Source organism: Pseudomonas chlororaphis (assembly GCA_001023535.1).
GTDB classification, from domain to species: Bacteria; Pseudomonadota; Gammaproteobacteria; order Pseudomonadales; family Pseudomonadaceae; genus Aquipseudomonas; species Aquipseudomonas chlororaphis_E.
The window spans coordinates 2,005,856-2,029,556 of the sequence record CP011020.1 but is presented as its reverse complement, the minus strand read 5'-3'; the positions used below and the strand labels follow the sequence as shown (position 1 = coordinate 2,029,556).

The window sequence follows — 23,701 nt, the reverse complement described above, 5'->3', positions numbered from 1 at the left end:
CGGGCTTGCTCGCGAAGGGGCCAGGCCAGACAACCTCCCAATCAAGGCTTCACTTCACCCCAGGCTTGACCCGCAATGCCTTGGCCTTCGCCTCGATCACCAGGTACATCACCACGGTGATTAACAACGGCAGGATGAAGTAGATCGCCCGGTAGGCGATCAGGCCCGCCAGCAGGCTGCCCCGCGACACTTCATGTTGCAGCAGTGCGATGAACACCGCCTCCAGCACCCCGAGCCCCGCCGGAATGTGGGTGATGACACCGGCGATGCTGCTGATCAACAGCACGCCGAGGACCACCGGGTACTCCAGCTTGCTCGGCAACAGGGTGAAAATCACCGCCGCCATCAACGACCAGTTCAACGCGCCCAGCGCCAGTTGCAGCACGGCCATGCGCAGCGACGGCAGGTTGATCTCCATGCCGCGAATCGTCCAGGCCCGGCGCTTGGAGAACTGGCAGGCCAGCAGGTAACCGGCGCTCACCAGCAGCAACAGCACGCCGACGCCCTGCAAGGCCGTGCTGCTCAGCTTCCAGCCGGGCGGCATGGTCACTAGGCCACTGCTGAACACCACGCCGGCCAGGGTCATGTAGCCAAACCAGTTCGTCGCCAGGCTCAGCCCGAGGATCTTGGCGATGTTGCCCGTGCTGACGCCCAGGCGCGAGTAAAGCCGATAGCGCATGGCGATGCCGCCGACCCAGGCGCTGAGGTTGAGGTTGAAAGCGTAGCTGATCACCCCCACCGGCAGAATCTGCCGCCAGCCGAGCTTCTGGCGGATGTAGGTGCGTCCGATCAGGTCGAAGCAGGCGTAGGTGATGAAACTGGTGATCGTCAACGCGGCAGCGATGACCAGCGTCCGTACCTTGAAATCGGCCAGGGTGTCGAACACTTCGGACCAGTCGATGCGCCGGGCCAGGGCTGTGAACAGCACGATCAACAGCAGGAAGAACGCCAGGGTCAGCGGCCGTTTCCAGCGGCTCCAGCGCGACGCGGGCTTGTGCTCGTCCCGGACCTGGGCATCAGCTGGCGCGGTGTGCGCTTCAGAGTGGTTCATGGGGTTCGCTCCGAACCGCCGTCGGCGGCGAGAAAGGTTTCAGACGCGGTTTATGGGCCGGCAGCCAGCCGGCCCAGGACGGGAAGTGGCGCAGGAAATGGAACACCATGAAACCGATGGTCATGCGCCACAGCAGGCCACGTGGGGCGTGGTCCTTGGGCATGACCGTGCAGTGGTTGCGGATCAGGTAGTCGAGGCGCTCGAACAGCTCGCGGTTGAACGCCCGGTCGCGGATCAACACATTGGCTTCCAGGTTCAGCGACAGGCTCAAGGGGTCGAGGTTGCTCGAGCCCACGGTGCTCCAGTCCTCGTCCACCAGCGCGACCTTGCCGTGCAGCGGTCGCTCGCAATATTCGCAGATCACCACGCCGGCCTTGAGCAGGTAGCTGTAGAGCATCCGCGCCGCGAGCTTGGCGATCATCATGTCCGGCTGGCCCTGCAGGATCAGCCGCACCTCCACCCCGCGCCGCGCCGCGTTGCGGATCTCGCGCAGCAACCGGTAGCCGGGGAAGAAGTAGGCGTTGGCGATCACCACGCGCCGCTTGGCGCTGCGCAGCACTTGCAGGTAGACCTCTTCGATGTCGGTCTGGTGCTCATGGTTATCGCGATAGACCAGTCGCACCTGGCCGTCATGATCGCTGAAGGCCAACTCGTTGCGCCGGCTGCGGCGCCGTTGCCACCAGTATTTGGCCCGGGCCGGACGACCGCTCTGCATCAAGGCGAAGTGATGGATGTCGACCACCGCCGGGCCTTTGATTTCCACCGAATAGTCTTGCTTGGCCTCGGGGCCGAAATCGCCCAGGTGGTCGGCGGAAAAGTTGATCCCGCCGATGAACGCGATCACCCCGTCGATCACCACCACCTTGCGGTGCAGGCGGCGGAACCAGTTGGTGCGGATGCCCAAGTGAAGAGGCGCGGGGTCGAACATTTGCAGGCGCACGCCGGCATCGCTCAACGAGGCGAGGAAGTTGGGCGTCAGCTCGCCGCAGCCGAAGCCGTCCAGGCTGAGGGTGACACGCACACCACGCTGGGCCGCATCCACCAGTAGGTCGCGCAACTCGTTGCCGACCTTGTCCTCGAACAGGATGAAGGTCTCGATGAGCACTTCCTTCTCGGCCCGGCGGATGGCCTCGAACACCCGGGGGAAATACGCCTCGCCGTTCTCCAGCAAGGTGACGCGGTTGTTGCCGTGCCAGCCGTATTCGACGTCCACCAGTGCCGGGTTGCGCTCGGTGGGCGGAGCCTCGACCTGCTCCACCGTCGCCTTGTTCATCGTCGCGCTCATAGTTCGATCTCCACCGACAACGGTGCGTGGTCTGAAAGGTGCGACCAGGGCCTGACATTCAGCACTTGGGCGTGACGGGCCTTGAGGTTGCGCACGTAGATGCGGTCCAGGCGCAACAGCGGCATGCGCGCCGGGAAGCTGCGGGCCGGCTTGCCCCATTGTTCGGTGAACACTTCACGCAGGCCGGCGGGTTCGAGCAAGTCACTGGCCTTGCCACGCCAGTCGTTGAAGTCGCCGGCGACGATCACCGGGGCCTCGGGCGGCAGTTCGCTCAAGCGCTGGCAAAGCAGCTTCAACTGCGCGACCCGATGGCTTTCGCGCAGCCCCAGGTGAACGCAGATGGCATGGATCTGCGGCCCATCGCCGCTGGGCAGGCGCAACATGCTGTGGAGCATGCCGCGGTTTTCATGGCCGCTGATGGACACGTCGAGGTTTTCATGGTGCACGATCTGGAATTTCGACAGCAGCGCGTTGCCGTGGTCGCCCGCCGGGTACACCGCATTGCGCCCATAGGCGAACTGCGGCCAGAGGCTGTCGGCCAGGAATTCGTACTGGGGCATGCTCGGCCAGTTGGCGAAACGCTGGGGATGGTGTTCGTGGGTGCCGTGGACCTCCTGCAGGAACACCACGTCGGCGGAGACGCTGCGCACCGCTTCGCGCAGTTCCGGCAGGATGAAGCGGCGGTTCAGGGCCGTGAAGCCTTTGTGGGTGTTGACCGTCAGCACGGTGAAACGCTGGGTCGGGACCAGGTCCCGGCGGGTGTCCTGGTCGGGCTCGCGGGTCGCTTCGGTGGACTGGGTAATGTTCATGCCAGGACTCCCTCGGCCGGGCGCACGCCGGGTGCGGTGGCGAGGTCCTTGTCCAGGTCGAAGCGCTCCAGCAAGTGGCGCGCGTCATAGGGCGCGCGGACCTTGATGTCGTTGTCGAAGTAGCAGAACACCTCGCGGCTCTTGCGGGCTCGAGGTTGCTTCTGCGGGTCGATCAGGTGCGCGTCGTCCGGCTGCGTGCCGTGGCTCCAGGCTTGGATCCGGTCGCCCCAGCGCTTCAACGCTGCGTCGGTATAGCCGCTGGCGTACAGCTCTTCCGCGCCGTGCAGGCGCAGGTAGACGAAGTCGCTGGTGACGTCCTCGCGATAGGGCCATTTGCCGGCGGTGTCGGCGATCACCAGGGCGATGTCGTAACGCCGGAGCAGGGTGATGAAGTGCGGGTCGATGAAGCTGTCGTGGCGGATCTCGACAGCGTGGCGCAACCGGCGTTTTTTATCCGCCGTCGTGCTGGCGTGGCCGTCCAGGCGCGGTTCGTGCTCGCGGGCGAGGGTCGCGGCGCCTTCGGTGTCGTGGGGCAGCTGCTTGAGGAAGTCCTCGAACAGTTCGGGGTCGAATTTGAAGCTCGGTGGAAACTGCCAGAGGATCGGGCCGAGTTTCTCCTTGAGCTCCAGCACGCCGGAGGCGAGGAAGTTGGCCAGCGGTTTGTGCACCTCGCGCAAGCGCTTGATGTGGGTGATGAAGCGGGGCGCCTTGACGCTGAACACGAAGCCGGGCGGCGTCTCGGCATACCACTGGGCATAGCGTTCGGGGCGTTGCAGGGCGTAGAACGATCCATTGATTTCGATGCTGTTGACCGCTCGCGAGGCGAATTGCAATTCGCGTTTTTGAGTCAGCCCCTTCGGGTAGAAGTCCCCCCGCCAAGGCGTGTAGCGCCAACCGGAAATACCAATGTGGATCGCCGTCATGTGTCCCTCCCGTGCCATTGACCTCGTACCGCTGGTGTCTTGTTGATGACTGTCGGGCGAGGCAGAAAGTTTCGGGCAGGTGCCCGGTGGACGCGGCAAGGCTTTCTGTGGCCACAAGGTTGTGTATTGACCCGTGGAGCGAACTTGCTCGCCCGATAGGGATCAGTTCCTTACCGATTCCCATCAAGGAGCCTCGCGTGTTGTCTCGATTGAGCCGTGTATTGCTGTTGGTATTGCTGGCGCTGACCGGCAGCATCGCCTACGGCGCAGCCGCCATTCCCGGCACTGCCGCGCCCAGTGAAGCCCCAGCAGAGCCCGAACCCCTGGTCCAGGGCGGCCTGCTCGGCGCCATCAGTTCGAGCATCGATGACGTCCAGGACAAGCTCGACCTCAACCAGAGCCTGGTGGATGCCTGGCGCCTGCGGGCGGATCGTGCGGCGGATGAGGTGGACCGGCTGGTGGACCAGACGGCCCGTTCGTCCTGGCGAGTGACGGGGGATTTCCTGTTGCTGTCGGGTGTCTGGATCGGCGCGTTTGCCGTGCTCTGGTCGGGCGCGCGGCTACTGGTGCGGCGCCTTGGCGGGGGTCGCTGGCTGCGCACGCGCCAGCGGGTCCGGGATGTGCTCGGCTACGTGTTGCCCTACACCGTCCCGGCACTGCTTTGCCTGCCGTTGACCCTGTACGTCAGTCACTTCCTGCAGGTCTCGGTCGGCCGGGCCCTGGCCCTGTGCTTTGCCTACGCCACCAGCAGCGGCATTTTCTCCACCTCGGTGTTGCTGTGCGTCATCGTGATGTTCAACGCCGGGCACAAGCGCCGGGCGGTGGCGATCATCCGGCACCTGAGCCCCCGGCCGCTGTTCATGATCGGCTTTCTCGCCGCCCTCAGCGATGCCTTGACCAGCCCGCAGATCGCCCGGCAACTGGGCGGCAACATCACCAGCAGCGTCGCGGTGTTCACCGGCCTGCTGGCGTCGATGATCTTTGGCTGGCTGGTGATTCGCCTGCGGCGCCCGGTGGCCCACCTGATTCGCAACCGATCCCTGGCCCAGCGCTTGAAGCAACCGGCCTTGCAGGAGTCGCTGCGGATTTTTTCCGGGCTCTGGTACTGGCCGATCCTGCTGATGGTGCTGGTGTCGGCGGTGAGCCTGATCGGCGTCGGCGAGGACAACCAGAAAGCCCTGCGTTGTGCCTTGTTCACGACCATCCTGCTGATTGCGACGGTGTTTCTCAGCACGGTGTTCCAGCACGTCTTCAAGTCGCCCAAGGCCGAGGCCATCCAGCGCAGCAGCGCCTACAAGGGGCGGCTGCTGAGCCTGTTGCACGCGTTGCTGCGAATTGTCCTGGCCGTGGTGTTCATTGAAGTCCTCGGGCGGATCTGGGGGATCTCGCTGTTCGAGTTCGCCTCGCGCAACGCCGTGGGGCGGGCGATCAGCGATTCCCTGAGCCGCATCGGCCTGATCTTCCTGGTGACCTGGCTGATGTGGGTGGTGCTCGATACGGCGATCCAGGAAGCCTTGAAGCCGCCGCTGAACAAGCGTGGCGCCCGCCAGCCCAGCACGCGGATCAAGACCATCCTGCCGCTGTTGCGCAACGCGGCGAAAATCATCCTGGTGGTGATCTGCGCGATCACCACCATGGCCAACCTGGGGATCAACGTCGCGCCGTTGCTGGCCGGTGCCGGGGTCGTGGGGCTGGCGATCGGCTTCGGTTCACAGCAATTGGTACAGGACGTCATCACCGGGTTGTTCATCATCATCGAGGACACGCTGTCCATCGGCGACTGGGTGGTGCTCGACTCCGGTCACGCCGGCACCGTCGAGGGCCTGACCATTCGCACCCTGCGCCTGCGCGACGGCAAGGGCTTCGTGCATTCGGTGCCGTTCGGCCAGATCAAGGCCGTGACCAATCAATCGCGGCAATTCGCCTTTGCATTTTTCTCCGTGCAGTTCACCTACGACACCGATGTCGAGGAGGCCATCGAGCTGATTCGCGAAGCCGGGCGTTCGATCTCCGAGGACCCGTTCCTCAAGTTCAACCTGCAAGGGCCGCTGGATGTGTTCGGCGTCGACCGGATGGACCTCAACGGCGTGGTCCTCACCGCCCAGTTCCGTACGGTGTCCGGTGGGCAGTACGCGGTGAGCCGGGCGTTCAACCAACGCTTGAAGAAGCTTGTGGATAACCATCCGGCGGTGCACTTCGCGCAGACTTATCCACAGCAGGTGATGTTGCCGAAGCGCTTGGTGCAAGAGCCCGGGGAAGAGGAAGCGTTGCCCGAGCGACCTCGATAGTGGCATCGGCGTGGGGTGATGCTGATGGCCCCTTCGCGGGCAAGCCCGCTCCCACAGGGAAATGCATCTTCACAGGGAAATGCATTCTGACAGGGGAATACATTTCAACTGTGGGAGCGGGCTTGCCCGCGAAGAGGCCCGCCCAGACACCCTCAACCTTTCTGATCGTTCCCACGCTGCGCGTTCGATCCTCAACCTTTGTGAATGAGTTTGCTCCGGATATCAGCCATCGCCTGCGCCTCCAGTTCAACCCAGAACAGCACCTTCCCGGCCACCTGCGCCGCGACCGGCACGCCATCGCGATACACCAGCCGATTGCTCGCCAGCGCCGGCACCTTCGCCCCCGGCAGTAGGGTGCCGGCGAGGTTCAGCGGGTCCACGCCACACACGGCAACCACGCTGCTGTCGGCCGGGCGGCGGCGCACTTCGCGTAGCAGGGGGATCGCCTCGGGCAGGGCGAATTGTTCGCCGGCCAGGCCACTGACAAAACGTCCTCCGCGGATTTCCCCCCGCGCCTCCAGGCGATGGAAGGTGCGCAGCAACTCACGCCAGCTCGGCAGCCAGTCGGCCTCGCGCTCCAGCAACCGCCAGAACACCACGCCGTAGCGGCGCAGCAGGGTCATGGCGATGTGTTCCAGGGTTTCGGGCGGCGTGGGCGCGGGGCGGTTGCCTTCTGCGGGCGCCGGCGGTGTGCGGCGCAGCAGGGCCCAGCGCCCGGCGTCGTCCATGCCGCCGACAAACGCCCCGCGCCCGCGCCGGCTGCTGCGGGCCTGACGCTTGCTGGCGGGGGTGATCAACGCGCGCAAGCCGGCGAAGCTGTCGGCATTCACCAATCCGGCGCCCACCAGTTCCTGCAAGGCCATTTCCAGTTCGGTGCGCAACAGGTGGGCTTCGTGCAGCAGCTCGTCGAAAAACAAAGCACCGTGGTCGCTGAGGGCCTGATGGACTTTTTGCGTCTTGGGCGACAGCTCGCTGACGGGCGTCTGTTCGGCCAGGCTGCTCCACAGCGCCACCTGGTTGCGCGGCAACAGCACCACCGGCGTGCTACGCAGGGCGCTGGCGGCGAGCTTCTGCCGCGCGCTCAAGCGTGTCCAGACCACCTTGCCGCTGCGGCACAGCTCATCGAGCCAGTTGGCTGAGTAGTCCTTGATGCGCGCGGGCAGCAGGTCGCTGTCCCAGGCCACAGCGGCCGCCGGATAACCTTCGAACTGGCTGACGATGGACGGCAGTACGGCGCTGCCACGGCCTTGGGTCGAGGGCGACAGGTGCTGCCAGTCGAACAGAAAACGCATGAAGTCCTGCAAGCTCACCGGTTCGATTTCCCGGCGCAGGCGTTTGACGGTGTAGCGGTGGATACGCGCCAGCAAATGCCGTTCGCACCATTCTTCCTGACCGGTCCCCGGCGTGAACCGCCCACGCAGCACATAGCCTTGCTGTTCCAGGTGCGCCAGGGCCAGGGTGACCTGTGGCGTCGACAGCCCCAGCGGGTAGGCGATGGCCGTCAGCGGCAGCGGGCCGAAGGCGCTGAGCCGGGCGCGGAGCATCTCCACCACGGCATCGTCGTGTTCCCAAGGCTCATCGAAACCGGTCAGGGGCGCCAGCGGTGGTTGCCAGCGGGCCTGTGGATAAACCGCCTGCGCGCACGTCAGCCGCTCCAGGGCCACCCAAAGGCCGCGTTCGGCGCTGATCTGCACGTGGCTGGCGCGTCCCTGTTCAGCCAGCGTCTGCAACCAGCCATGCCAGGCCGGGTGGGCGCTGGCTTCGCTGTCGGTAATGCCGGCCAGGCTCATCAGCGCTTCGTGCATTTCATCGAGATTGGCCGGGGTCGGCCAGGCTTCTTCGCGCACCGACTCGATGGCTTCGGCGTCCAGGGCACCGAGGTCATCGGTGGCGTGCGGATCGCTCCAGCGCCGGTTGATCACCGCCTGGGTGCGCCGTTCTTCCAGCGGCGCGTCGTCGAGAAAGGTGTAGGGCCGGGCGCTGAGGATTTCTGCCGCCAGGGGCGAAGGCGCGGGCAGGTCACGACTGATCAGCCGCACTTCACCGGCCTCCATGCGCCGCAGCAGCGCCAGCCAGCCTTCGCTGTCCATGGCTTCGTGCAGGCAGTCGTCGAGGGTCTGTTCCACCAGCGGGTGATGGGGGATTTCCCGCTCACCGGCCAGGTTTTCCAGGCACGCGATCTGGTCGGGGAAGACGCTGGCGATCAGGTCTTCGCTTTTCATTCGCTGGATCTGCGGCGCGACTTTGCGCCCGCCGGTGTAGCGCGGCAAGGCCAGGGCCACGCCGGCGTTCCAGCGCCAGCGCACGCCGAACAACGGCGCGTCGAGGACCGCCTGGACAAGGATCTGCTCGGCGCTGTGGCTGTTGAGGTAGCGCCAGACCTCGTCCAGCTCGAAGCTGTGGCTGGTGGACAGCGACAGCACGATGGCGTCTTCGCTGGCGGCGGCCTGCAGCTCGAAATTGAAGGTGCGGCAGAAGCGCTTGCGCAGGGCCAGCCCCCAGGCGCGGTTGATGCGGCTGCCGAACGGCGTGTGGATGATCAACTGCGTGCCGCCGGACTCGTCGAAGAAACGCTCCATCAACAGAGTGTCCTGGGACGGCAGCGCGCCGAAGGCCAGGCGCGCCGGAGCCAGGTAGTCCAGCAGTTGTTCGGCGCTGGCCAGGTTCAGGCCCAAGGTGTCGGTGAGCCAGTCGAGGGCCGGTTGCAGGTTGCCCGGCGTGGCGCTGAGCCGTTGATCCAGCTGTGCTTGCAGGCGAGCCACGGCCAGGGACAGTTCAGCGCTGCGCCCCGGCGCTTCGCCGAGCCAGAACGGGATGGTCGGCGGCTGGCCCTGGGCGTCCTCGACGCGCACGCGGCCGGCCTCGACACGAATGATGCGGTACGAGGTATTGCCCAACTGGAACACGTCGCCGGCGATGCTCTCCACCGCGAAGTCTTCGTTGACGCTGCCGATGTTCAGCCCCTGGGGTTCGAGCAGCACGCTGTAGTCGGCGTTGTCCGGGATGGTGCCGCCGCTGGTCACGGCGGTCAGCTTGCTGCCCCGGCGCCCGCGCAGGGTCCGGGTCACGGCGTCGCGGTGCAGGTAGGCGCTGCGCACGCCTTGGCGGCCATTGAGGCCTTCGGCGAGCATGTGCAGCAGCGCCTGGTAGTGTTCGTCGTCCAGCTGGGCGTAGGGCGAGGCGCGGCGGAATGTGTCAAGGAGCGCCTGTTCCGGCCATTCCTGGCAGCTGACCTCGGCGACGATCTGTTGGGCCAGCACGTCCAGCGGCGCCTCGGGAATGTGCAGGATGTCCAGTTCACCCCGGCGCACGCAGTCGAGCAGGGCGACGCATTCGATGAGGTCGTCGCGGGTGGTGGCAAACAGGCGGCCCTTGGGCGTGCCGCCGACGTGGTGCCCGGAGCGGCCGACCCGTTGCAGGAACGCCGAGATCGAGCGGGGCGAGGCGATCTGGCACACCAGGTCGACGTCGCCAATGTCGATGCCCAGTTCCAGGGACGCGGTGGCGATCAGCACCTGCAATTCGCCACGCTTGAGGCGTTGTTCGGCGTCGAGGCGAAACTCCTTCGCCAGGCTGCCGTGATGGGCGGCCACGGCGTCCTTGCCCAGGCGCTCGCTCAAGTGCCGGCTCAGGCGCTCGGCCAGGCGGCGGGTATTGACGAACACCAGGGTGGTGCGGTGCGCCCGCGCCAGTTCGGCGAGGCGGTTATAGACCAGTTCCCAGACGTCGTTGGCCATCACCGCCGACAGCGGCACGGGCGGTACTTCGATGTCCAGGTCCCGAGGGCGGGCGTGGCCGATGTCGACGATTTCACACGAACGGCCTTCACCCACCAGAAAGCGCGACACCGCTTCGATGGGTTTTTGCGTGGCGGACAGGCCGATGCGCACCAGCGGTTCGGCGCACAGGGCTTGCAGGCGTTCCAGGCTCAAGGCCAGGTGGCTGCCGCGTTTGCTGGCGGCGATGGCGTGGATTTCATCGACGATGACCGTGCGCGTGCTGCCGAGCATCTGCCGGCCGGAGTCGGAGCCGAGCAGGACGTAGAGCGATTCCGGGGTGGTCACCAGGATATGCGGCGCAGTCTTGCGCATCGCCGTGCGATCTTTCTGCGGCGTGTCGCCGGTGCGCACGGCGGTGGTGATGGGCAGGGGCGGCAAGCCCATCTGGCGCAGTTGTTCGGTGATGCCGGCCAGGGGATTTTGCAGGTTGATCTGGATGTCGTTGCTCAAGGCCTTGAGCGGCGAGACGTAGACCACCAGGGTCTGGTCCGGCAAGCCACCCTGTTCGAGGCCGCGGTGCACCAGGTCGTCGAGCACCGCGAGAAACGCCGTCAGGGTCTTGCCCGAACCGGTGGGCGCGGCCACCAGGGTCGAGCGACGCTGGCTGATCAACGGCCACGCCTGGGCCTGGGCGGCCGTGACCGCCGGGAATGTCTGGCTGAACCAGGCGCGGACGGCGGGGTGAAAGCCCGCCATGGCGTGGTCGGCTGCAAGGGGCAGATTCATAGGAGCAGTTATGCGGGTGGGGTGGGGAAGATGCAAGTACCGGCTGAGATCTCTGTCGACAGAGAGGGCCCTTTCGCGGGCAAGCCCGCTCCCACAATTAATCGGGTTTCGTCAGACCAAATGCGGTCGACTGTAGGAGCGGGCTTGCCCAGGCGGCGATCCGACGAAGAGGGCCTGAAGGACAGCCCACCTCCAGGATCTGCACATTACGGATGACGGTTGCGCACTAAACCCGCAAAATGCAACGATTCCGGCAACGCCTGCGGGCGTTGTCGACCAAATTCTTGTGCCAACAGACTGGGCCTGCTGACTTTATGCGAATGCGCCTTATGTTACTGGGCGGCGGAAATGCCCTTGGGCAGGCGCTGATTCGCCTCGGTGCAGAAGAAGACATCGGTTTTCTTGCCCCCCGCCCACCTGAAGACGGTTGGGATGCCGCGAGCCTGACGCAGTTGCTCGACGACACCCGGCCGGACGCCTTGATCAACCTGGCGTACTACTTCGACTGGTTCCAGGCCGAGGCTGTCAGCGAGCAGCGCCTGACCAGCCAGGAGCGCGCCGTCGAGCGCCTGGCCGAACTGTGCCAGCACCACAACATCATCTTGCTGCAACCGTCGAGCTATCGGGTGTTCGACGGTTCCCGCGCAACGGCCTACAGCGAAAAGGACGAGCCGGTGCCCCTGGGCCTGCGCGGTCAGGCGTTGTGGCGGATCGAACAAAGCGTGCGCGCCACCTGCCCGCAACACGTGCTGCTGCGATTCGGCTGGTTGCTGGACGACAGCGCCGACGGCATCCTCGGACGCTTTCTGGCCCGGGCCGAACAGCCGGAAGAACTGTTGCTGGCCGACGACCGTCGGGGCAATCCGACGCCGGTGGACGATGCGGCGCGGGTGATCATTTCGGTGCTCAAGCAACTCGATTGCGCAGCGCCGCTGTGGGGCACCTATCATTACGCCGGGCATGAGGCGACCACGCCGCTGGCGCTGGGCCAGGCGATCCTGACCGAAGCCCGGGCCCTGCATCCGCTGGCGATCGAGTCGCCCACGGCCCAGGCCCACGCTGCACGCCCGGACGCCGCGCAAGAACCGCAACACGCGGTGCTGGCCTGCAAGAAAATTCTGCACACCTTCGGGATCAAGCCCCGCGCCTGGCGCGCGGCGCTCCCAGGCTTACTGGATAGGTTCTATCGCCATGGCTGACGGCCCTGTTTTAATCACCGGCGGTGCGGGTTTCATTGGTTCGCACCTGACCGACGCCTTGCTCGCCAAGGGACATTCGGTGCGCATCCTCGATGACCTGTCCACTGGCAAGCGCAGCAACCTGCCGCTGGATAACCCGGCCGTCGAGCTGATCGAAGGCGACGTCGCCGATGCCGCCCTGGTCGCGCGGGCCATGGTCGGTTGCAGCGCCGTGGCGCACCTGGCCGCGGTGGCCTCGGTGCAAGCCTCGGTGGACGACCCGGTGCGTACGCACCAGAGCAATTTCATCGGCACGCTCAATGTCTGTGAGGCCATGCGCCAGGCCGGCGTGAAGCGGGTGCTGTTCGCCTCCAGCGCGGCGGTCTATGGCAACAACGGCGAAGGCCAGTCCATCGACGAGGACACGCCCAAGGCGCCGCTGACGCCGTATGCCTCGGACAAACTGGCCAGCGAGTTCTACTTCGATTTCTATCGCCGCCAGCACGCGCTGGAGCCGGTGGTGTTCCGCTTCTTCAACATCTATGGCCCGCGCCAGGATCCGTCCTCGCCGTATTCCGGGGTCATCAGCATCTTCAGCGAACGGGCGCAGAAAGGCCTGCCGATCACCGTGTTCGGCGACGGCGAGCAGACCCGGGATTTTGTCTACGTCGAAGACCTGGTGGACTTGCTGGTGCAAGCCATCGAGAAACCGGACGTGGAAGTGGGCGCGGTGAACGTCGGCTGGAACCAGGCGACGACCCTCAAGCAGTTGCTCGAGGCGCTGGCGGCGGTGATCGGCAACTTGCCGCCGGTCAGCTACGGCCCGGTGCGTTCCGGTGACATTCGCCACTCGCGGGCCGACAACCAGCGGTTGTTGCAGCGCTTCAGCTTCCCACCGCAGACGCCGATGAGCGTAGGCCTGGCGCGGCTGTTGGGCCGCTGAGATCACCGCCCCAAACAACTGTGGGAGCGAGCTTGCTCGCGATGACGGTGGATCAGCCAGCAATCATATTGACTGGCCCACCGATATCGCGAGCAAGCTCGCTCCCACAGGGATTTTTGTATCTTCAGGTCCGGCTTAGAACTTGTAGCCCAACCCCACCATGTAGATCCATGGATCCACGTCGACATTCACCTTGGCCCGGGTGCCTCCGGCCACGGCGTTGTTGTCGACATACGCCGTGGTGTCGATGTCGATGTAGCGCACCTGGCCGTTGATCATGATGTTGTCGGTCAGCATGTAGTCGGCGCCCACTTGCCACGCCATGCCCCAGCTGTTGCTCGCGCGAAAGTTGCTGAAGCCGTTGGCGCTGGCTTCGCTGCCGACGTGTTCGTCATAGATCCAGGTGTAGTTGATGCCGGCGCCGACATAAGGTTGGAAAGCCGACTTGGCGTCAAGCGGGTAGTAGACCAGGCTCAAGGTCGGCGGCAGGTGCTTGAGCGTGCCGAGCTTGTTGTTGGCAGCGCCCAGGGCGGTGCCCTTGATCTTCACGTCGTGCTCGAACGGCGAGGCCGCCAGCAATTCGATACCCAGGTTGTCGGTGATCATGTAGGCGAAGTTCAGGCCCAGTTGCGTGTCGCTGCTCATGGTCGCCTTGCCGCCCAGGTCGGCACCGGCCAGCGGACCGCGGTCGACCTTGACGCTGCCGCTGTCGGCCTCTGGATTGACGGTAATGGCACCGGCGCGAACGATGATATCGCCGGCGGTATGGGCCTGGGCGAGTGGGGCTGCGAGCGCGAGGGCAAAGAGGGAAGCGCTGAGCAAGGACTTGTGCATGGGGGCTCCAGAGGACATTTCAAAAGGGATGTCCCATGGTACGGAGCCGCCTGGCCCGGTCTTTTGACACAGCTCAATGAGTCTTGGTCGATTAATTGACTCAGCTCAATGAAATGATGATGAGCAAGCCTTGACGGCCCCATCGCGAGCAAGCTCGCTCCCACACAGGTCGCATAGGCACTGAGCTCTCCTGTGGGAGCGAGCTTGCTCGCGATAGCTATCTGACGGACTGCCCATCAACACCCGATTCACTCTGGCAGTTCATACACATAGATCTTTTCGGCCTCCATCTGATACCCGGCATCGGCCAGTTCGCTGGTAGACGGCTTGACCTGCATCGGCCCTTCAACCCAGTAGGGCTGGTACAACTCGTCGAGTTTGACCCCGACTTCGCTCTTCACATGCACGATCTGGTTGGAGGGCGGTGGCGGTACATGGATGCAGGCGCCGAAGTACGGCACCAGCAGGAAGTCCGTGGTGCGACCTTCCTCGCTGACTTCCAGCGGCACGATGTAGCCCGGCAAGCGAATCCGCTGGCCGTCGAGTTCCTTGACCACCGGTGCGTTGGGCAAGTCCTGCCTGGCCGCGGGGGCGGACTCGGCGGCCAGGGCGTTGCCCATCTGCGACAGGTCGTGCAGCGGGGTCATGTTCGGCACTTCCGGCGGTGCGCCCGCCGGGATCATTTCGGTCCAGGCCAGGTCCCTCGGCTCGGCCGCCCACAGGGGCAGGGCGACCATCATCAACAGCGCAAACAGGGCGCGGGGCATCTTCACGGTCCTCATAAACGGATCGACAAACCATCGGCCAGCGATTGGCGATAGGCGCGCCAGGCCGGCACGCTGCCCATCAGCAGGGCGGCGATCAGGATGCCAGCCATGAGCGTCCATTCATATTCGCTCGGCCAACCCAGCGGCAGATACAGGCCATAGGCCGACTGTACATAACCCTGGGCGGCACCGATGCCGATGTACAGCAGGGCCAGCCCGGCGACCACCCCGGCCAGCGCCAGGACGAAGGCTTCGAGCACCAGCAGGCTAGCGATGTGCCAGGGCCGCGCGCCCACCGAACGCAGGATGGCCATTTCCCGACGCCGCTCGTTGAGGCTGGTGAGAATCGCCGTGAGCATGCCGATCAAACCGGTCAGGACCACGAACAGCGAGATCACGAACAAGGCTTTTTCCGCCGTGCCCATCAGGCTCCACAATTCCTGAAGGGCCACGCCGGGCAGGATCGCCAAGAGCGGTTCGCCACGGAACTCATTGATCTCGCGCTGCAAGGCAAAGGTGGAAATCTTGCTGTTGAGGCCGAGCATGAACGCGGTGATGGCTTGCGGCGTGAGGTCCATGTTGCGCGCCTGGTCGGCGCTGATGCGACCATTGCCCTGGGCCGGCACGCCGTTTTTCCAATCGATGTGGATCGCTTCCATGCCGCCGAGGCTGATGTGCAGCGTGCGGTCCACCGGGGTGCCGGTGCGCTTGAGAATGCCCACCACGGTGAAGGGCTTGTCGTCGTGTTTGACCAGGCTGATCGCCGCGACCCCATGGGCCAGCACCAGTTTGTCACCGAGCTTGTAGTGCAGCGCCTCGGCCACTTCGGCGCCGAGCACCACTTCGAAAGGGTCGGTGGCGAAGGCCCGGCCATCGGCCAGTTCCAGGTGTTGCTGGCGGCCGTACTGGTAATGCTCGAAGTAGGCCTCGGTGGTGCCCATCACCCGGTAGCCGCGGTGGGAGTCGCCGAGGGACATAGGGATGGCCCACTTCACTTTCGGGTTGCTGGCGAAGTGTTCGAAGCTGTCCCAGCGGATATTGTTGGTGGCGTTGCCGATGCGAAACACCGAATACAGCAACAGGTTCACCGAGCCGGAACGGGCGCCGACAATCAGGTCGGTGCCGCTGATGGTGCTGGCAAAACTGGCCCGCGCCTCGGTGCGCACCCGCTCCACCGCCAGCAGCAGGCAGACGGACAGGGCGATGGCGAACGCGGTGAGGATCGCGGTGAAACGGCGGTTCGCCAGGCTGGCCATGGCAAGACGGAACAAATACATCTCAGACCTCGACAGGCGTGGCGGCGCGATTGAGATCGGCCAGCGAGAGGTTGCGGTCGAACAGCGGCGCCAGGCTCTGGTCGTGGCTGACGAACAAGAGGCTGGCGCCGGCCTCGCGGCATTCGGCGAACAGCAGCCGCAGGAAGTTTTCCCGGGCGTCATAATCCAGGGCCGAGGTTGGCTCGTCGGCGATCACCAGCTCCGGCTGGCCGATCAACGCCCGGGCGGCGGCGACCCGTTGCTGCTGGCCGATGGACAGCGAATCGGCCCGGCGTTCCAACAAACTGGGGTCGGTCAGCCCCAGGTGGGCCAGCAGCGTGACCGCGGCCTGGTCGACACTGCCGTGACGGTGCCTGGCCCGTTGCGCCCGCAGCCTGGAAAAGTGGCAGGGCAGCTCGACGTTCTCGCGTACCGAGAGAAACGGCAGCAGGTTGAATTGCTGGAAGATGTAGCCGGTGTGGTCCACGCGAAACCGGTCCCGGCTGCCCGCGCCCAGTTTACTGAGGTTCTGGCCAAGCAGGCGGATGCTGCCCCGGTCCGGTGTCTGCACGCCGCCGAGCAATCCCAGCAGGGTGGTCTTGCCGCTGCCGCTCGGGCCTTTGAGAAACACCGTCTCGCCGCTTTCCAGGCGAAACGCCGGGATGTCCAGCAGCAGCGGATGCCCGGGCCAACTGAAGCCCAGGTCGGACAGTTCGATGAGTGCTTGGGTCATGGTGGCCAACGTCAGGATTGTGGAGTAGCCCCTGTGGGAGCGGGCTTGCTCGCGAAAGCGGTGTGTCAGGCTGCATCTGTATTGGATGTGCCGGCCTCTTCGCGGGCAAGCCCGCTCCCACAGGGGGGATGCGCAATTCTTAAAATTTAAGGGCCGGTGCTTCGGGCGTCAGTTCCGCGCCTTGCTGGCCGTTCGGGCCGATCATCTGCACGAGGATCTTCCGGGTGGCCGGGAAGACCTTAAACAGCGACGCCAGGTCCAGGTGCGTCAAGGCGCTGGGTGCGACGCAACGGAACTGGTAGCGGGCGTGGATTTCGCTGTGCTCGTGGTGATGCTCGTCGCCATCGGCCTCTTCGTCATGGTCCTCGTGGTCCGGCTCATCGCCGAACAGCGGGCTTTCCAGTTCCTGCTGCTCCAGGGTGCATTTGGCATCGGCCAGGTTGACCAGCGTTGCCGGTTTCTCCAGCTTCGCCCGCACAGCGGCAACCTTGGCTTTGTCGGCGTCGCTGGTGGCGGGGTGTTCGAAACCCACCAGGTTCATCGCCGGGCTGTCCAGCTCCAGTTCCAGGGTCTGGCCGTCGAGCGAGGCGTTGAGCCGGCCGACGCCGTGTTCGTGGGCACCCAGGCTGCCGTGTTCATGCTCGTGGTCATGGTCGTGCTCGACCGCCGCGTGAGCGACGGCCAGGGGCAGCAGGGCGAACGGCAGGGCGAGAAGCAAACGGCGCATGACGGGTCTCCGAGAGGTCGATGATCTGTTATGTAATCTTATAACGTGAACAGAGTTTGACCGCCTGCTTGGCGTCGCGCAAGGCCCATGGGAGCATGCGTACATGAAATATTCAGGAGCACGGTGATGTTGCGGATACGCGGAACGGTCGGCGATTGGCCGGTGGACCTGTCGATCGACATGGACGAGGGCGACTGGGCGCAGTTGGGCGCGCAGTTGCAGGCGATCAAGCCCGCCGAGGCGGTGGCACCTGCGGCCAGGCCGGCCAGCCAGGATGACGCGCCGTGGCAGCTTGCCAGGGAATTGTTGCGCAAGGCTGGCCAACTGAGCGGCCCGGACCTGCTGGAGCAACTCGAAGGACTGACGGGCAGCGCCTCGGCGGGCAAACGCTTGCTGGTGCGGTTGCGACACAGTGCCGAGGTCAAGGTCGTGAGCGGCGGAGATACGCCGCTCTATCGCTGGGACGGCCCCGAAGCTTAGTACAACGCGGCGAACAGCTTGCGGCGGTAGGTCGTCACCAGTGGATGGTCGTTGCCCAGCAGCTCGAACACTTGCAGCAGCGTCTTGTGCGGCAGGCCTTCGCTGTAGCTGCGGTTGCGCATGAACAACTTGAGCAGGGCTTCGAGGGCCGGTTCGTACTGCTGGCGCGCCAGTTGCTGGATCGCCAGCTGGTACACCGCTTCGTCATCCTGCGGGTCTTTGGCCAGGCGGGCCTTGAGGTCGGCGGCGTCCGGCAGGTTTTTCGCCAGGCCAAGGAACTGGATCTGCGCCTTGGCACCGGCCAGGGCGGCCTTGTGTTCGTCGCTTTTCACCGCGTCGAGCACCGTCTGGGCTTCACTCAGTTCACCCCGTTCAGTCAGGCAACGGGCATACAGGATCAGCGCCTTGGCGTTGGTGTTGTCTTCGCCCAGCAACACCGTGAGCAGGGCTTCGGCGTCGGCGAAACGACCATCGTCGAACAGCGCCTGGGCCTGCTCGAACGGGTCGGCGGCGGCTGGCGGCGGCATCTGCACGTGCGGATCGAGCATTGCCCGCACGGCCGATTCCGGCTGGGCCCCGGCGAAGCCATCGACGGGCTGGCCGTCCTTGAACAGCACCACGGTTGGCAGGCTGCGAATCCCGAAGCGGGCGACGATGTCCTGTTCGATGTCGCAGTTGACCTTGGCCAGCAGCAGTTCACCCTGATAACTCTCGGCGATGCTTTGCAGCATCGGCATCAGGGCCTTGCACGGCGCGCACCACTCGGCCCAGAAATCCACCAGCACCGGTTTGTGGAAGGAGTTCGCGATCACCGACTGGTCGAAGTCGGCGGTGGTGGCGTCGAAGATGTAAGGCGTGTCCTGGCTCATGGGAATCTCGTAGAACGCTTGAATGGGGCAACTATACGGCTTGGTGGGGGTGGCTGAAAGCGGGGAGGTCTTTCGTCCCGTGGTATCGGGTAGGCCGCCTTCGCGAGCGAGCCCGCTCCCACAGGGCGCGCGCGAACACTTGAGATCCCTTGCGGGCGCGGGCTTGCTCGCGAAGCTTTTAACTCTCGCGCCGCGCGTGATACAGGCTCACGTGCCGAAACTCCTCAGGCTCAGCCAGGTCCGGCAAGGTCATCGCTTGCAGCCTTTCGATGCGCCGGTACAGCGGATGCTGGAAATCCCGCACCCTTGAATCGGCCACCAAGGCCTCGCGGCCACGGCTGAGGAATTGATCGAGCAACGGCAGGTTGGTCCGGTCGTAGAGCACGTCGGCCACCAGGACCAGGTCGAAGCGGTCGGCCTCTGCGAAAAAATCCGCCGAAAAACCCAGCTCCACGCCGTTGAGCGCGGCATTGGCGCGGCACGCGGCGATCGCCAGCGGATCGAGGTCGCAGGCCACCACTTCCAGCGCCCCGGCCTTGAGCGCGGCGATACCGGCCACGCCGGAGCCGGCGCCGAAGTCCAGCACGCGCTTGCCCTCGACCCACTGCGGTTGTTCGACCAGGTAGCGGGCCATGGCCAGGCCGCTGGCCCAGCAGAAACTCCAGTAGGGCGGTTCGTGAAGGATGCGCCGGGTTTCTTCCGGGCTGAAAGCGCGGTCCATGTTGTCGCCGTCGATCAGCCACAGCTTCAGGTCGGTGTCGGGCAGCGGGCAGGCCACCAGGCGCGCGTCTCCCAGCAATTGGCCCAAGGCCTCTTGCAGGCCGTGCGGTGCGCTCATGGGGCCTTGACGAATTGCAGGGCGCCCAGGGCCTGGGTGGTCGGTTGGGTGATGCGCTGTTCCGGCAGGTGCAGGATCAACTGGCCCGACTGGCTGGCCCGTCCACGCAGTTCCACGCGGGCGCCGACCGGAAACGCTTCCGGGTTGAACCGCAGGTGGAAGGGCAGGGCCTGGTTGGTGCCGATCAGGCTGGAACTGGCAAGCAGTTGTTGTGGACGGTCCTTGTCATCGATCACCAGCAGCGCCAGTTCGACTTCGGCCCCGGCCGGTACGCCTTGCAAGGTGCCGCTCAATTCGCGCTGGTAGGCGGGCAGCGGGCCCAGCTCGGCGGCCTGGCGGGCTTTTTCCTGGGCCTGTTTCGGTGCGGGTGCCGGTGCGGGTGCAGCGGGCTTGGGCGCATCGCTGCTGCACGCCATCAGCAGGCTGAAAAGACTGAGCAAAACGAGCGATCGTAGCGGCATGTGTGGCTCCAGCAAGGTAATTTCCATGAATCAGACGGTAAGCCCGTCTGTATACCGTAAACCCTATGGCTTGTCTTGCCAGTGGGATGCGCTACCATGGCCCTCCCTTTTTTTGTTGCCTGCCACCATGCACTGTCCCTTCTGCGGTGCCAACGACACCAAGGTCATCGACTCGCGACTGGTCGCCGAGGGCGAACAGGTCCGCCGCCGGCGTGAATGCCTGGCCTGCGGCGAACGCTTCACCACGTTCGAGACCGCTGAACTGGTGTTGCCGCGCCTGATCAAAACCGACGGCAGCCGCCAGCCGTTCGACGAAGAAAAACTGCGCGCCGGTATGCAGCGCGCCCTGGAAAAGCGTCCGGTGAGCGTCGAGCGCCTGGAAGCGGCGCTGGTGCACATCAAGCACAAGCTGCGGGCTACCGGCGAGCGCGAGGTCAAGTCCCTGGTGGTCGGTGAGCTGGTGATGGCCGAGCTGCAGAAGCTCGACGAAGTCGCCTACATCCGTTTCGCCTCGGTGTACCGACGCTTCCAGGACCTGAACGAGTTCCGCGAGGAAATCGACCGCCTGGCCCGCGAACCGGTGAAAGAATGACCGGCGCGGCGCAGCAGGCAGTCCTTGACGCCCACTACATGGCCCGTGCGCTGGAGCTGGCGCGGCGCGGTCACTACACCACCCATCCCAATCCCCGGGTCGGTTGCGTGATCGTGCGTGACGGGCAGGTGGTCGGCGAGGGCTGGCACGTGCGCGCCGGCGAACCCCATGCCGAAGTCCATGCCTTGCGCGCCGCCGGTGAGCTGGCCCGGGGCGCCACCGCCTATGTGACCCTCGAACCGTGCAGCCACCACGGGCGCACGCCCCCGTGCGCCGATGCGTTGGTGAACGCCGGCGTGGCCCGGGTGGTCGCGGCGATGCAGGATCCGAACCCGGAAGTCGCCGGTCGCGGCCTGCAACGGCTGGCCCAGGCCGGCATCGCTTGCGAGAGCGGTGTGCTCGAAGGCGAGGCGCGGGCCCTCAACCCGGGCTTCCTCAAGCGCATGGAGCACGGTTTGCCGTTCGTGCGGGTCAAGTTGGCGATGAGCCTCGATGGCCGCACGGCCATGGAAAGCGGCGAGAGCCAGTGGATCACCGGCCCGGCCGCACGTTCGGCGGTGCAACGCCTGCGGGCCCAGGCCAGCGTGGTGCTGACCGGCGCCGATACGGTGCTGGCGGACAATGCCCGGCTGACCGTGCGCGCCGATGAACTCGGGCTCGACGCGCAGCAGACCGCCCTGGCCATGAGCCGTCCGCCACTGCGGGTACTGGTGGACGGTCGCCTGCGGGTCCCGCTGGACGCGGCGTTCTTCAAGGCCGGCCCGGCGCTGGTCGCGACCTGCATGGCGGTGGAGGAACAATACGCCAATGGCCCCGAATGCCTGCGGGTGCCGGGGGATGACGGGCAGGTCGATCTGCATCAATTGCTGGTGGCGCTGGCCGCCCGCGGCGTCAACGAGGTGCTGGTGGAAGCCGGTCCGCGCCTGGCGGGGGCGTTCGCCCGGCAAGGGTTGGTGGACGAATTCCAGTTGTTCATCGCCGGCAAGTTCCTCGGCTCCTCGGCGCGTCCGTTGCTGGACTGGCCGCTGGCGCGGATGAAAGACGCCCCGGAACTGAAAATCACCGAAATCCGCGCCGTGGGCGATGACTGGCGAGTCATCGCCGTTCCCGTGTCCCCGGCCAGCGTATAATTCCCGGCTTTCGCGCAAGCGGCGGCCTGTTCTCGAGGAGGACTCCATGTTTACCGGCATCATCGAATCCATCGGCAGCATCCGTGCACTCACTCCCAAGGGCGGGGACGTGCGGGTCTACGTCGAAACCGGCAAGCTCGACCTGAGCGACGTCAAGCTGGGCGACAGCATTGCGGTCAATGGCGTGTGCCTGACGGCCGTCGAGCTGCCGGGCAATGGCTTTTTGGCAGACGTCAGCCGCGAAACCCTCGACTGCACCGCGATGAACGACCTCAAGAGCGGCAGCCCGGTCAACCTGGAAAAAGCCCTGACTCCCACTACCCGCCTGGGCGGCCACCTGGTCAGCGGCCACGTGGACGGCGTCGGCGAGGTGGTTTCGCGTACCGATAATGCACGGGCCGTGGAGTTTCGTATCCGCGCGCCGAAGGAGCTGGCCAAGTACATCGCCCATAAAGGCTCGATCACCGTCGATGGCACCAGCCTGACGGTCAATGCCGTGGACGGTGCCGAGTTCCTGCTGACGATCATTCCGCACACCTTGAGCGAAACCATCATGGCCTCGTATCGGCCGGGTCGCCGGGTCAACCTGGAGGTCGACCTGCTGGCCCGTTACCTGGAGCGCCTGCTGCTCGGTGACAAGGCCGCGGAGCCTGCATCCGGCGGCAATATCACCGAAAGTTTCCTGGCCGCCAACGGCTACCTCAAATCCTGACCCAAGGGGGTGCCGCGTGGCGCTCAATAGCATCGAAGAACTGGTCGAAGACATCCGCCAAGGCAAGATGGTCATCCTCATGGATGACGAAGACCGCGAGAACGAAGGCGACCTGATCATGGCCGCCGAGTGCTGCAAGGCCGAGCACATCAACTTCATGGCCAAGCACGCCCGCGGCCTGATCTGCATGCCGATGACCCGCGAGCGCTGCGAACTGCTGAAGCTGCCGCTGATGGCGCCGCGCAACGGTTCCGGCTTCGGCACCAAGTTCACCGTGTCCATCGAGGCCGCCGAGGGCGTGACCACCGGTATCTCCGCCGCGGACCGGGCGCGCACCGTGCAGGCGGCCGCCGCGAGAGACGCCAAGGCCGAAGACATCGTCAGCCCTGGCCACATCTTCCCGCTGATGGCCCAGGCTGGTGGCACCCTGGCCCGCGCCGGTCACACCGAGGCGGCTTGCGACCTGGCGCGCATGGCCGGTTTCGAGCCCAGCGGTGTGATCTGCGAAGTGATGAACGATGACGGCACCATGTCCCGTCGCGCGGAGCTGGAAGCGTTCGCCGCCGAGCACGGCATCAAGATCGGCACCATCGCCGACCTGATCCACTACCGGATGATCCACGAACGTACCGTTCAGCGGATTGCCGAGCAGCCCCTGGACAGCGAGTTGGGCCAGTTCAACCTGGTGACCTACCGTGATTCGGTGGAAGGCGACGTGCACATGGCGCTGACCCTGGGCACCGTGTGCGCCGACGAACCGACCCTGGTGCGGGTGCATAACATGGACCCGCTGCGCGACCTGCTGATGGTCAAGCAGCCCGGCCGCTGGAGCCTGCGGGCCGCCATGGCGGCGGTGGCCGAGGCCGGCAGTGGCGTGGTCCTGCTGCTCGGGCATCCGCTCGATGGCGATGTGCTGCTGGCGCACATCCGCGAGACCGGCGACCAGGCGGCGGTGAAAAAGCCGACCACCTACAGCATCGTCGGCGCCGGTTCGCAGATCCTTCGCGACCTGGGCGTGCGTAAAATGCGCCTGATGAGCGCACCGATGAAATTTAATGCGATATCCGGTTTCGATCTGGAAGTTGTAGAATACGTGCCCTCCGAATAATGGCCCTTGTTCAGTGAAGGGGGCCCTTGTGGGAGCGGGCTTGCCCGCGAAGGCGATGTGTCAGTCGACATCAATGTTGAAGGTTCCATCGCTTTCGCGGGCAAGCCCGCTCCCACAAAGGTTTACACTTCGCTGCGTTGAGGCTTTGTATTCGTGGCTAATATCACTGAAAGAGCGCGTAAAGAACGCGCTCTGGCTCTTTAAGAGATCTG

The 23,701-nt window shown here is 65.2% G+C and carries 21 protein-coding genes; 8 read left to right on the top strand and 13 right to left on the bottom strand.

Annotation, left to right across the window (positions count from 1 at the left end):
- Nucleotides 1-49: 49 nt before the first annotated feature.
- The 4 genes from VM99_08740 to VM99_08725 are packed head-to-tail and all read right to left on the bottom strand — an operon-like array spanning nt 50 to nt 4,068.
- On the bottom strand, nt 50-1,051 hold the full coding sequence (locus VM99_08740) for a membrane protein (GenBank protein AKJ98144.1): 1,002 nt from the start codon (nt 1,049-1,051) through the stop codon (nt 50-52).
- Nucleotides 1,038-2,336, bottom strand: coding sequence for a cardiolipin synthase 2 (locus VM99_08735; GenBank protein AKJ98143.1), 1,299 nt, complete (start codon nt 2,334-2,336; stop codon nt 1,038-1,040). The genes VM99_08740 and VM99_08735 overlap by 14 nt, the downstream gene beginning before the upstream one ends.
- Entirely contained in the window at nt 2,333-3,145 is an 813-nt protein-coding gene (locus VM99_08730) for a hypothetical protein (protein ID AKJ98142.1), read from the bottom strand. The genes VM99_08735 and VM99_08730 overlap by 4 nt, the downstream gene beginning before the upstream one ends.
- Nucleotides 3,142-4,068: a hypothetical protein gene (locus VM99_08725; protein ID AKJ98141.1), complete on the bottom strand. Its 927-nt coding sequence runs from the start codon at nt 4,066-4,068 to the stop codon at nt 3,142-3,144. Before VM99_08725 ends, VM99_08730 begins: the two co-directional genes overlap by 4 nt.
- Before the next feature lie 200 nt (nt 4,069-4,268).
- Here VM99_08725 and VM99_08720 point away from each other — a divergent pair, with 200 nt between their 5' ends.
- A complete protein-coding gene (locus VM99_08720) occupies nt 4,269-6,356 on the top strand; it encodes a mechanosensitive ion channel protein (protein AKK01719.1) in 2,088 nt (695 codons plus the stop codon).
- A gap of 191 nt (nt 6,357-6,547) precedes the next feature.
- On the opposite strand, the gene VM99_08715 is transcribed toward VM99_08720, so the two are convergent.
- Nucleotides 6,548-10,861: an ATP-dependent DNA helicase gene (locus VM99_08715; protein ID AKJ98140.1), complete on the bottom strand. Its 4,314-nt coding sequence runs from the start codon at nt 10,859-10,861 to the stop codon at nt 6,548-6,550.
- Nucleotides 10,862-11,175: 314 nt separating this feature from the next.
- Between VM99_08715 and VM99_08710 the strand changes: the two genes are divergently transcribed.
- Together VM99_08710 and VM99_08705 are read left to right on the top strand one after the other, a co-directional pair.
- The gene (locus VM99_08710; protein ID AKK01718.1) at nt 11,176-12,060 is read left to right on the top strand and encodes a dTDP-4-dehydrorhamnose reductase; all 885 of its coding nucleotides are present in this window, start codon (nt 11,176-11,178) and stop codon (nt 12,058-12,060) included.
- Nucleotides 12,053-12,982 carry an NAD-dependent dehydratase gene (locus tag VM99_08705; protein AKJ98139.1) on the top strand — a complete coding sequence of 310 codons (930 nt, stop codon included), beginning with the start codon at nt 12,053-12,055 and terminating at the stop codon, nt 12,980-12,982. Before VM99_08710 ends, VM99_08705 begins: the two co-directional genes overlap by 8 nt.
- A gap of 135 nt (nt 12,983-13,117) precedes the next feature.
- On the opposite strand, the gene VM99_08700 is transcribed toward VM99_08705, so the two are convergent.
- The 5 genes from VM99_08700 to VM99_08680 form a co-directional block, all read right to left on the bottom strand.
- Nucleotides 13,118-13,816 (bottom strand): membrane protein, encoded by a 699-nt coding sequence (locus tag VM99_08700; protein AKJ98138.1) that lies wholly within the window; start codon nt 13,814-13,816, stop codon nt 13,118-13,120.
- 248 nt (nt 13,817-14,064) lie between these two features.
- Entirely contained in the window at nt 14,065-14,583 is a 519-nt protein-coding gene (locus tag VM99_08695; GenBank protein AKJ98137.1) for a lipoprotein, read from the bottom strand.
- 11 nt (nt 14,584-14,594) lie between these two features.
- Nucleotides 14,595-15,860, bottom strand: coding sequence for a peptide ABC transporter permease (locus VM99_08690; GenBank protein ID AKJ98136.1), 1,266 nt, complete (start codon nt 15,858-15,860; stop codon nt 14,595-14,597).
- Between the two features lies 1 nt (nt 15,861).
- On the bottom strand, nt 15,862-16,572 hold the full coding sequence (locus VM99_08685) for a methionine ABC transporter ATP-binding protein (GenBank protein ID AKJ98135.1): 711 nt from the start codon (nt 16,570-16,572) through the stop codon (nt 15,862-15,864).
- Between the two features lie 139 nt (nt 16,573-16,711).
- Nucleotides 16,712-17,299, bottom strand: a complete 588-nt coding sequence (locus tag VM99_08680) for a zinc-binding protein (protein AKJ98134.1) — start codon at nt 17,297-17,299, stop codon at nt 16,712-16,714.
- A 126-nt stretch (nt 17,300-17,425) separates the two neighbouring features.
- Here VM99_08680 and VM99_08675 point away from each other — a divergent pair, with 126 nt between their 5' ends.
- Nucleotides 17,426-17,779, top strand: a complete 354-nt coding sequence (locus VM99_08675) for a hypothetical protein (protein ID AKJ98133.1) — start codon at nt 17,426-17,428, stop codon at nt 17,777-17,779.
- Here VM99_08675 and VM99_08670 read toward each other — a convergent pair.
- The 3 genes from VM99_08670 to VM99_08660 all read right to left on the bottom strand — a co-directional run bounded on the left by VM99_08670 (nt 17,776) and on the right by VM99_08660 (nt 19,947).
- Nucleotides 17,776-18,648 carry a thioredoxin gene (locus VM99_08670; protein ID AKJ98132.1) on the bottom strand — a complete coding sequence of 291 codons (873 nt, stop codon included), beginning with the start codon at nt 18,646-18,648 and terminating at the stop codon, nt 17,776-17,778. The genes VM99_08675 and VM99_08670 overlap by 4 nt on opposite strands.
- A 178-nt stretch (nt 18,649-18,826) precedes the next feature.
- Nucleotides 18,827-19,486 carry a methyltransferase gene (locus VM99_08665; GenBank protein ID AKJ98131.1) on the bottom strand — a complete coding sequence of 220 codons (660 nt, stop codon included), beginning with the start codon at nt 19,484-19,486 and terminating at the stop codon, nt 18,827-18,829.
- Nucleotides 19,483-19,947, bottom strand: coding sequence for a lipoprotein (locus tag VM99_08660; protein ID AKJ98130.1), 465 nt, complete (start codon nt 19,945-19,947; stop codon nt 19,483-19,485). Before VM99_08660 ends, VM99_08665 begins: the two co-directional genes overlap by 4 nt.
- A 127-nt stretch (nt 19,948-20,074) precedes the next feature.
- Here VM99_08660 and VM99_08655 point away from each other — a divergent pair, with 127 nt between their 5' ends.
- Genes VM99_08655 through VM99_08640 form a run of 4 tightly spaced genes read left to right on the top strand, consistent with a single transcriptional unit; the run spans nt 20,075 to nt 23,489 of the window.
- Entirely contained in the window at nt 20,075-20,539 is a 465-nt protein-coding gene (locus VM99_08655) for an NrdR family transcriptional regulator (GenBank protein ID AKJ98129.1), read from the top strand.
- A complete protein-coding gene (locus tag VM99_08650; GenBank protein AKJ98128.1) occupies nt 20,536-21,669 on the top strand; it encodes a diaminohydroxyphosphoribosylaminopyrimidine deaminase in 1,134 nt (377 codons plus the stop codon). The genes VM99_08655 and VM99_08650 overlap by 4 nt, the downstream gene beginning before the upstream one ends.
- Before the next feature lie 46 nt (nt 21,670-21,715).
- The gene (locus VM99_08645) at nt 21,716-22,381 is read left to right on the top strand and encodes a riboflavin synthase subunit alpha (protein ID AKJ98127.1); all 666 of its coding nucleotides are present in this window, start codon (nt 21,716-21,718) and stop codon (nt 22,379-22,381) included.
- Nucleotides 22,382-22,397: 16 nt separating this feature from the next.
- Nucleotides 22,398-23,489 carry a 3,4-dihydroxy-2-butanone 4-phosphate synthase gene (locus tag VM99_08640; protein AKJ98126.1) on the top strand — a complete coding sequence of 364 codons (1,092 nt, stop codon included), beginning with the start codon at nt 22,398-22,400 and terminating at the stop codon, nt 23,487-23,489.
- Nucleotides 23,490-23,701: the final 212 nt, after the last annotated feature.

Coding starts and splice junctions, on each gene's coding strand:
- VM99_08740 (AKJ98144.1), bottom strand. CDS start 1,051: ATGAACCACTCTGAAGCGCACACCGCGCCAGCTGATGCCCAGGTCCGG.
- VM99_08735 (AKJ98143.1), bottom strand. CDS start 2,336: ATGAGCGCGACGATGAACAAGGCGACGGTGGAGCAGGTCGAGGCTCCG.
- VM99_08730 (AKJ98142.1), bottom strand. CDS start 3,145: ATGAACATTACCCAGTCCACCGAAGCGACCCGCGAGCCCGACCAGGAC.
- VM99_08725 (AKJ98141.1), bottom strand. CDS start 4,068: ATGACGGCGATCCACATTGGTATTTCCGGTTGGCGCTACACGCCTTGG.
- VM99_08715 (AKJ98140.1), bottom strand. CDS start 10,861: ATGAATCTGCCCCTTGCAGCCGACCACGCCATGGCGGGCTTTCACCCC.
- VM99_08710 (AKK01718.1), top strand. CDS start 11,176: ATGCGAATGCGCCTTATGTTACTGGGCGGCGGAAATGCCCTTGGGCAG.
- VM99_08705 (AKJ98139.1), top strand. CDS start 12,053: ATGGCTGACGGCCCTGTTTTAATCACCGGCGGTGCGGGTTTCATTGGT.
- VM99_08700 (AKJ98138.1), bottom strand. CDS start 13,816: ATGCACAAGTCCTTGCTCAGCGCTTCCCTCTTTGCCCTCGCGCTCGCA.
- VM99_08695 (AKJ98137.1), bottom strand. CDS start 14,583: ATGCCCCGCGCCCTGTTTGCGCTGTTGATGATGGTCGCCCTGCCCCTG.
- VM99_08690 (AKJ98136.1), bottom strand. CDS start 15,860: ATGTATTTGTTCCGTCTTGCCATGGCCAGCCTGGCGAACCGCCGTTTC.
- VM99_08685 (AKJ98135.1), bottom strand. CDS start 16,572: ATGACCCAAGCACTCATCGAACTGTCCGACCTGGGCTTCAGTTGGCCC.
- VM99_08680 (AKJ98134.1), bottom strand. CDS start 17,299: ATGCGCCGTTTGCTTCTCGCCCTGCCGTTCGCCCTGCTGCCCCTGGCC.
- VM99_08675 (AKJ98133.1), top strand. CDS start 17,426: ATGTTGCGGATACGCGGAACGGTCGGCGATTGGCCGGTGGACCTGTCG.
- VM99_08670 (AKJ98132.1), bottom strand. CDS start 18,648: ATGAGCCAGGACACGCCTTACATCTTCGACGCCACCACCGCCGACTTC.
- VM99_08665 (AKJ98131.1), bottom strand. CDS start 19,486: ATGAGCGCACCGCACGGCCTGCAAGAGGCCTTGGGCCAATTGCTGGGA.
- VM99_08660 (AKJ98130.1), bottom strand. CDS start 19,947: ATGCCGCTACGATCGCTCGTTTTGCTCAGTCTTTTCAGCCTGCTGATG.
- VM99_08655 (AKJ98129.1), top strand. CDS start 20,075: ATGCACTGTCCCTTCTGCGGTGCCAACGACACCAAGGTCATCGACTCG.
- VM99_08650 (AKJ98128.1), top strand. CDS start 20,536: ATGACCGGCGCGGCGCAGCAGGCAGTCCTTGACGCCCACTACATGGCC.
- VM99_08645 (AKJ98127.1), top strand. CDS start 21,716: ATGTTTACCGGCATCATCGAATCCATCGGCAGCATCCGTGCACTCACT.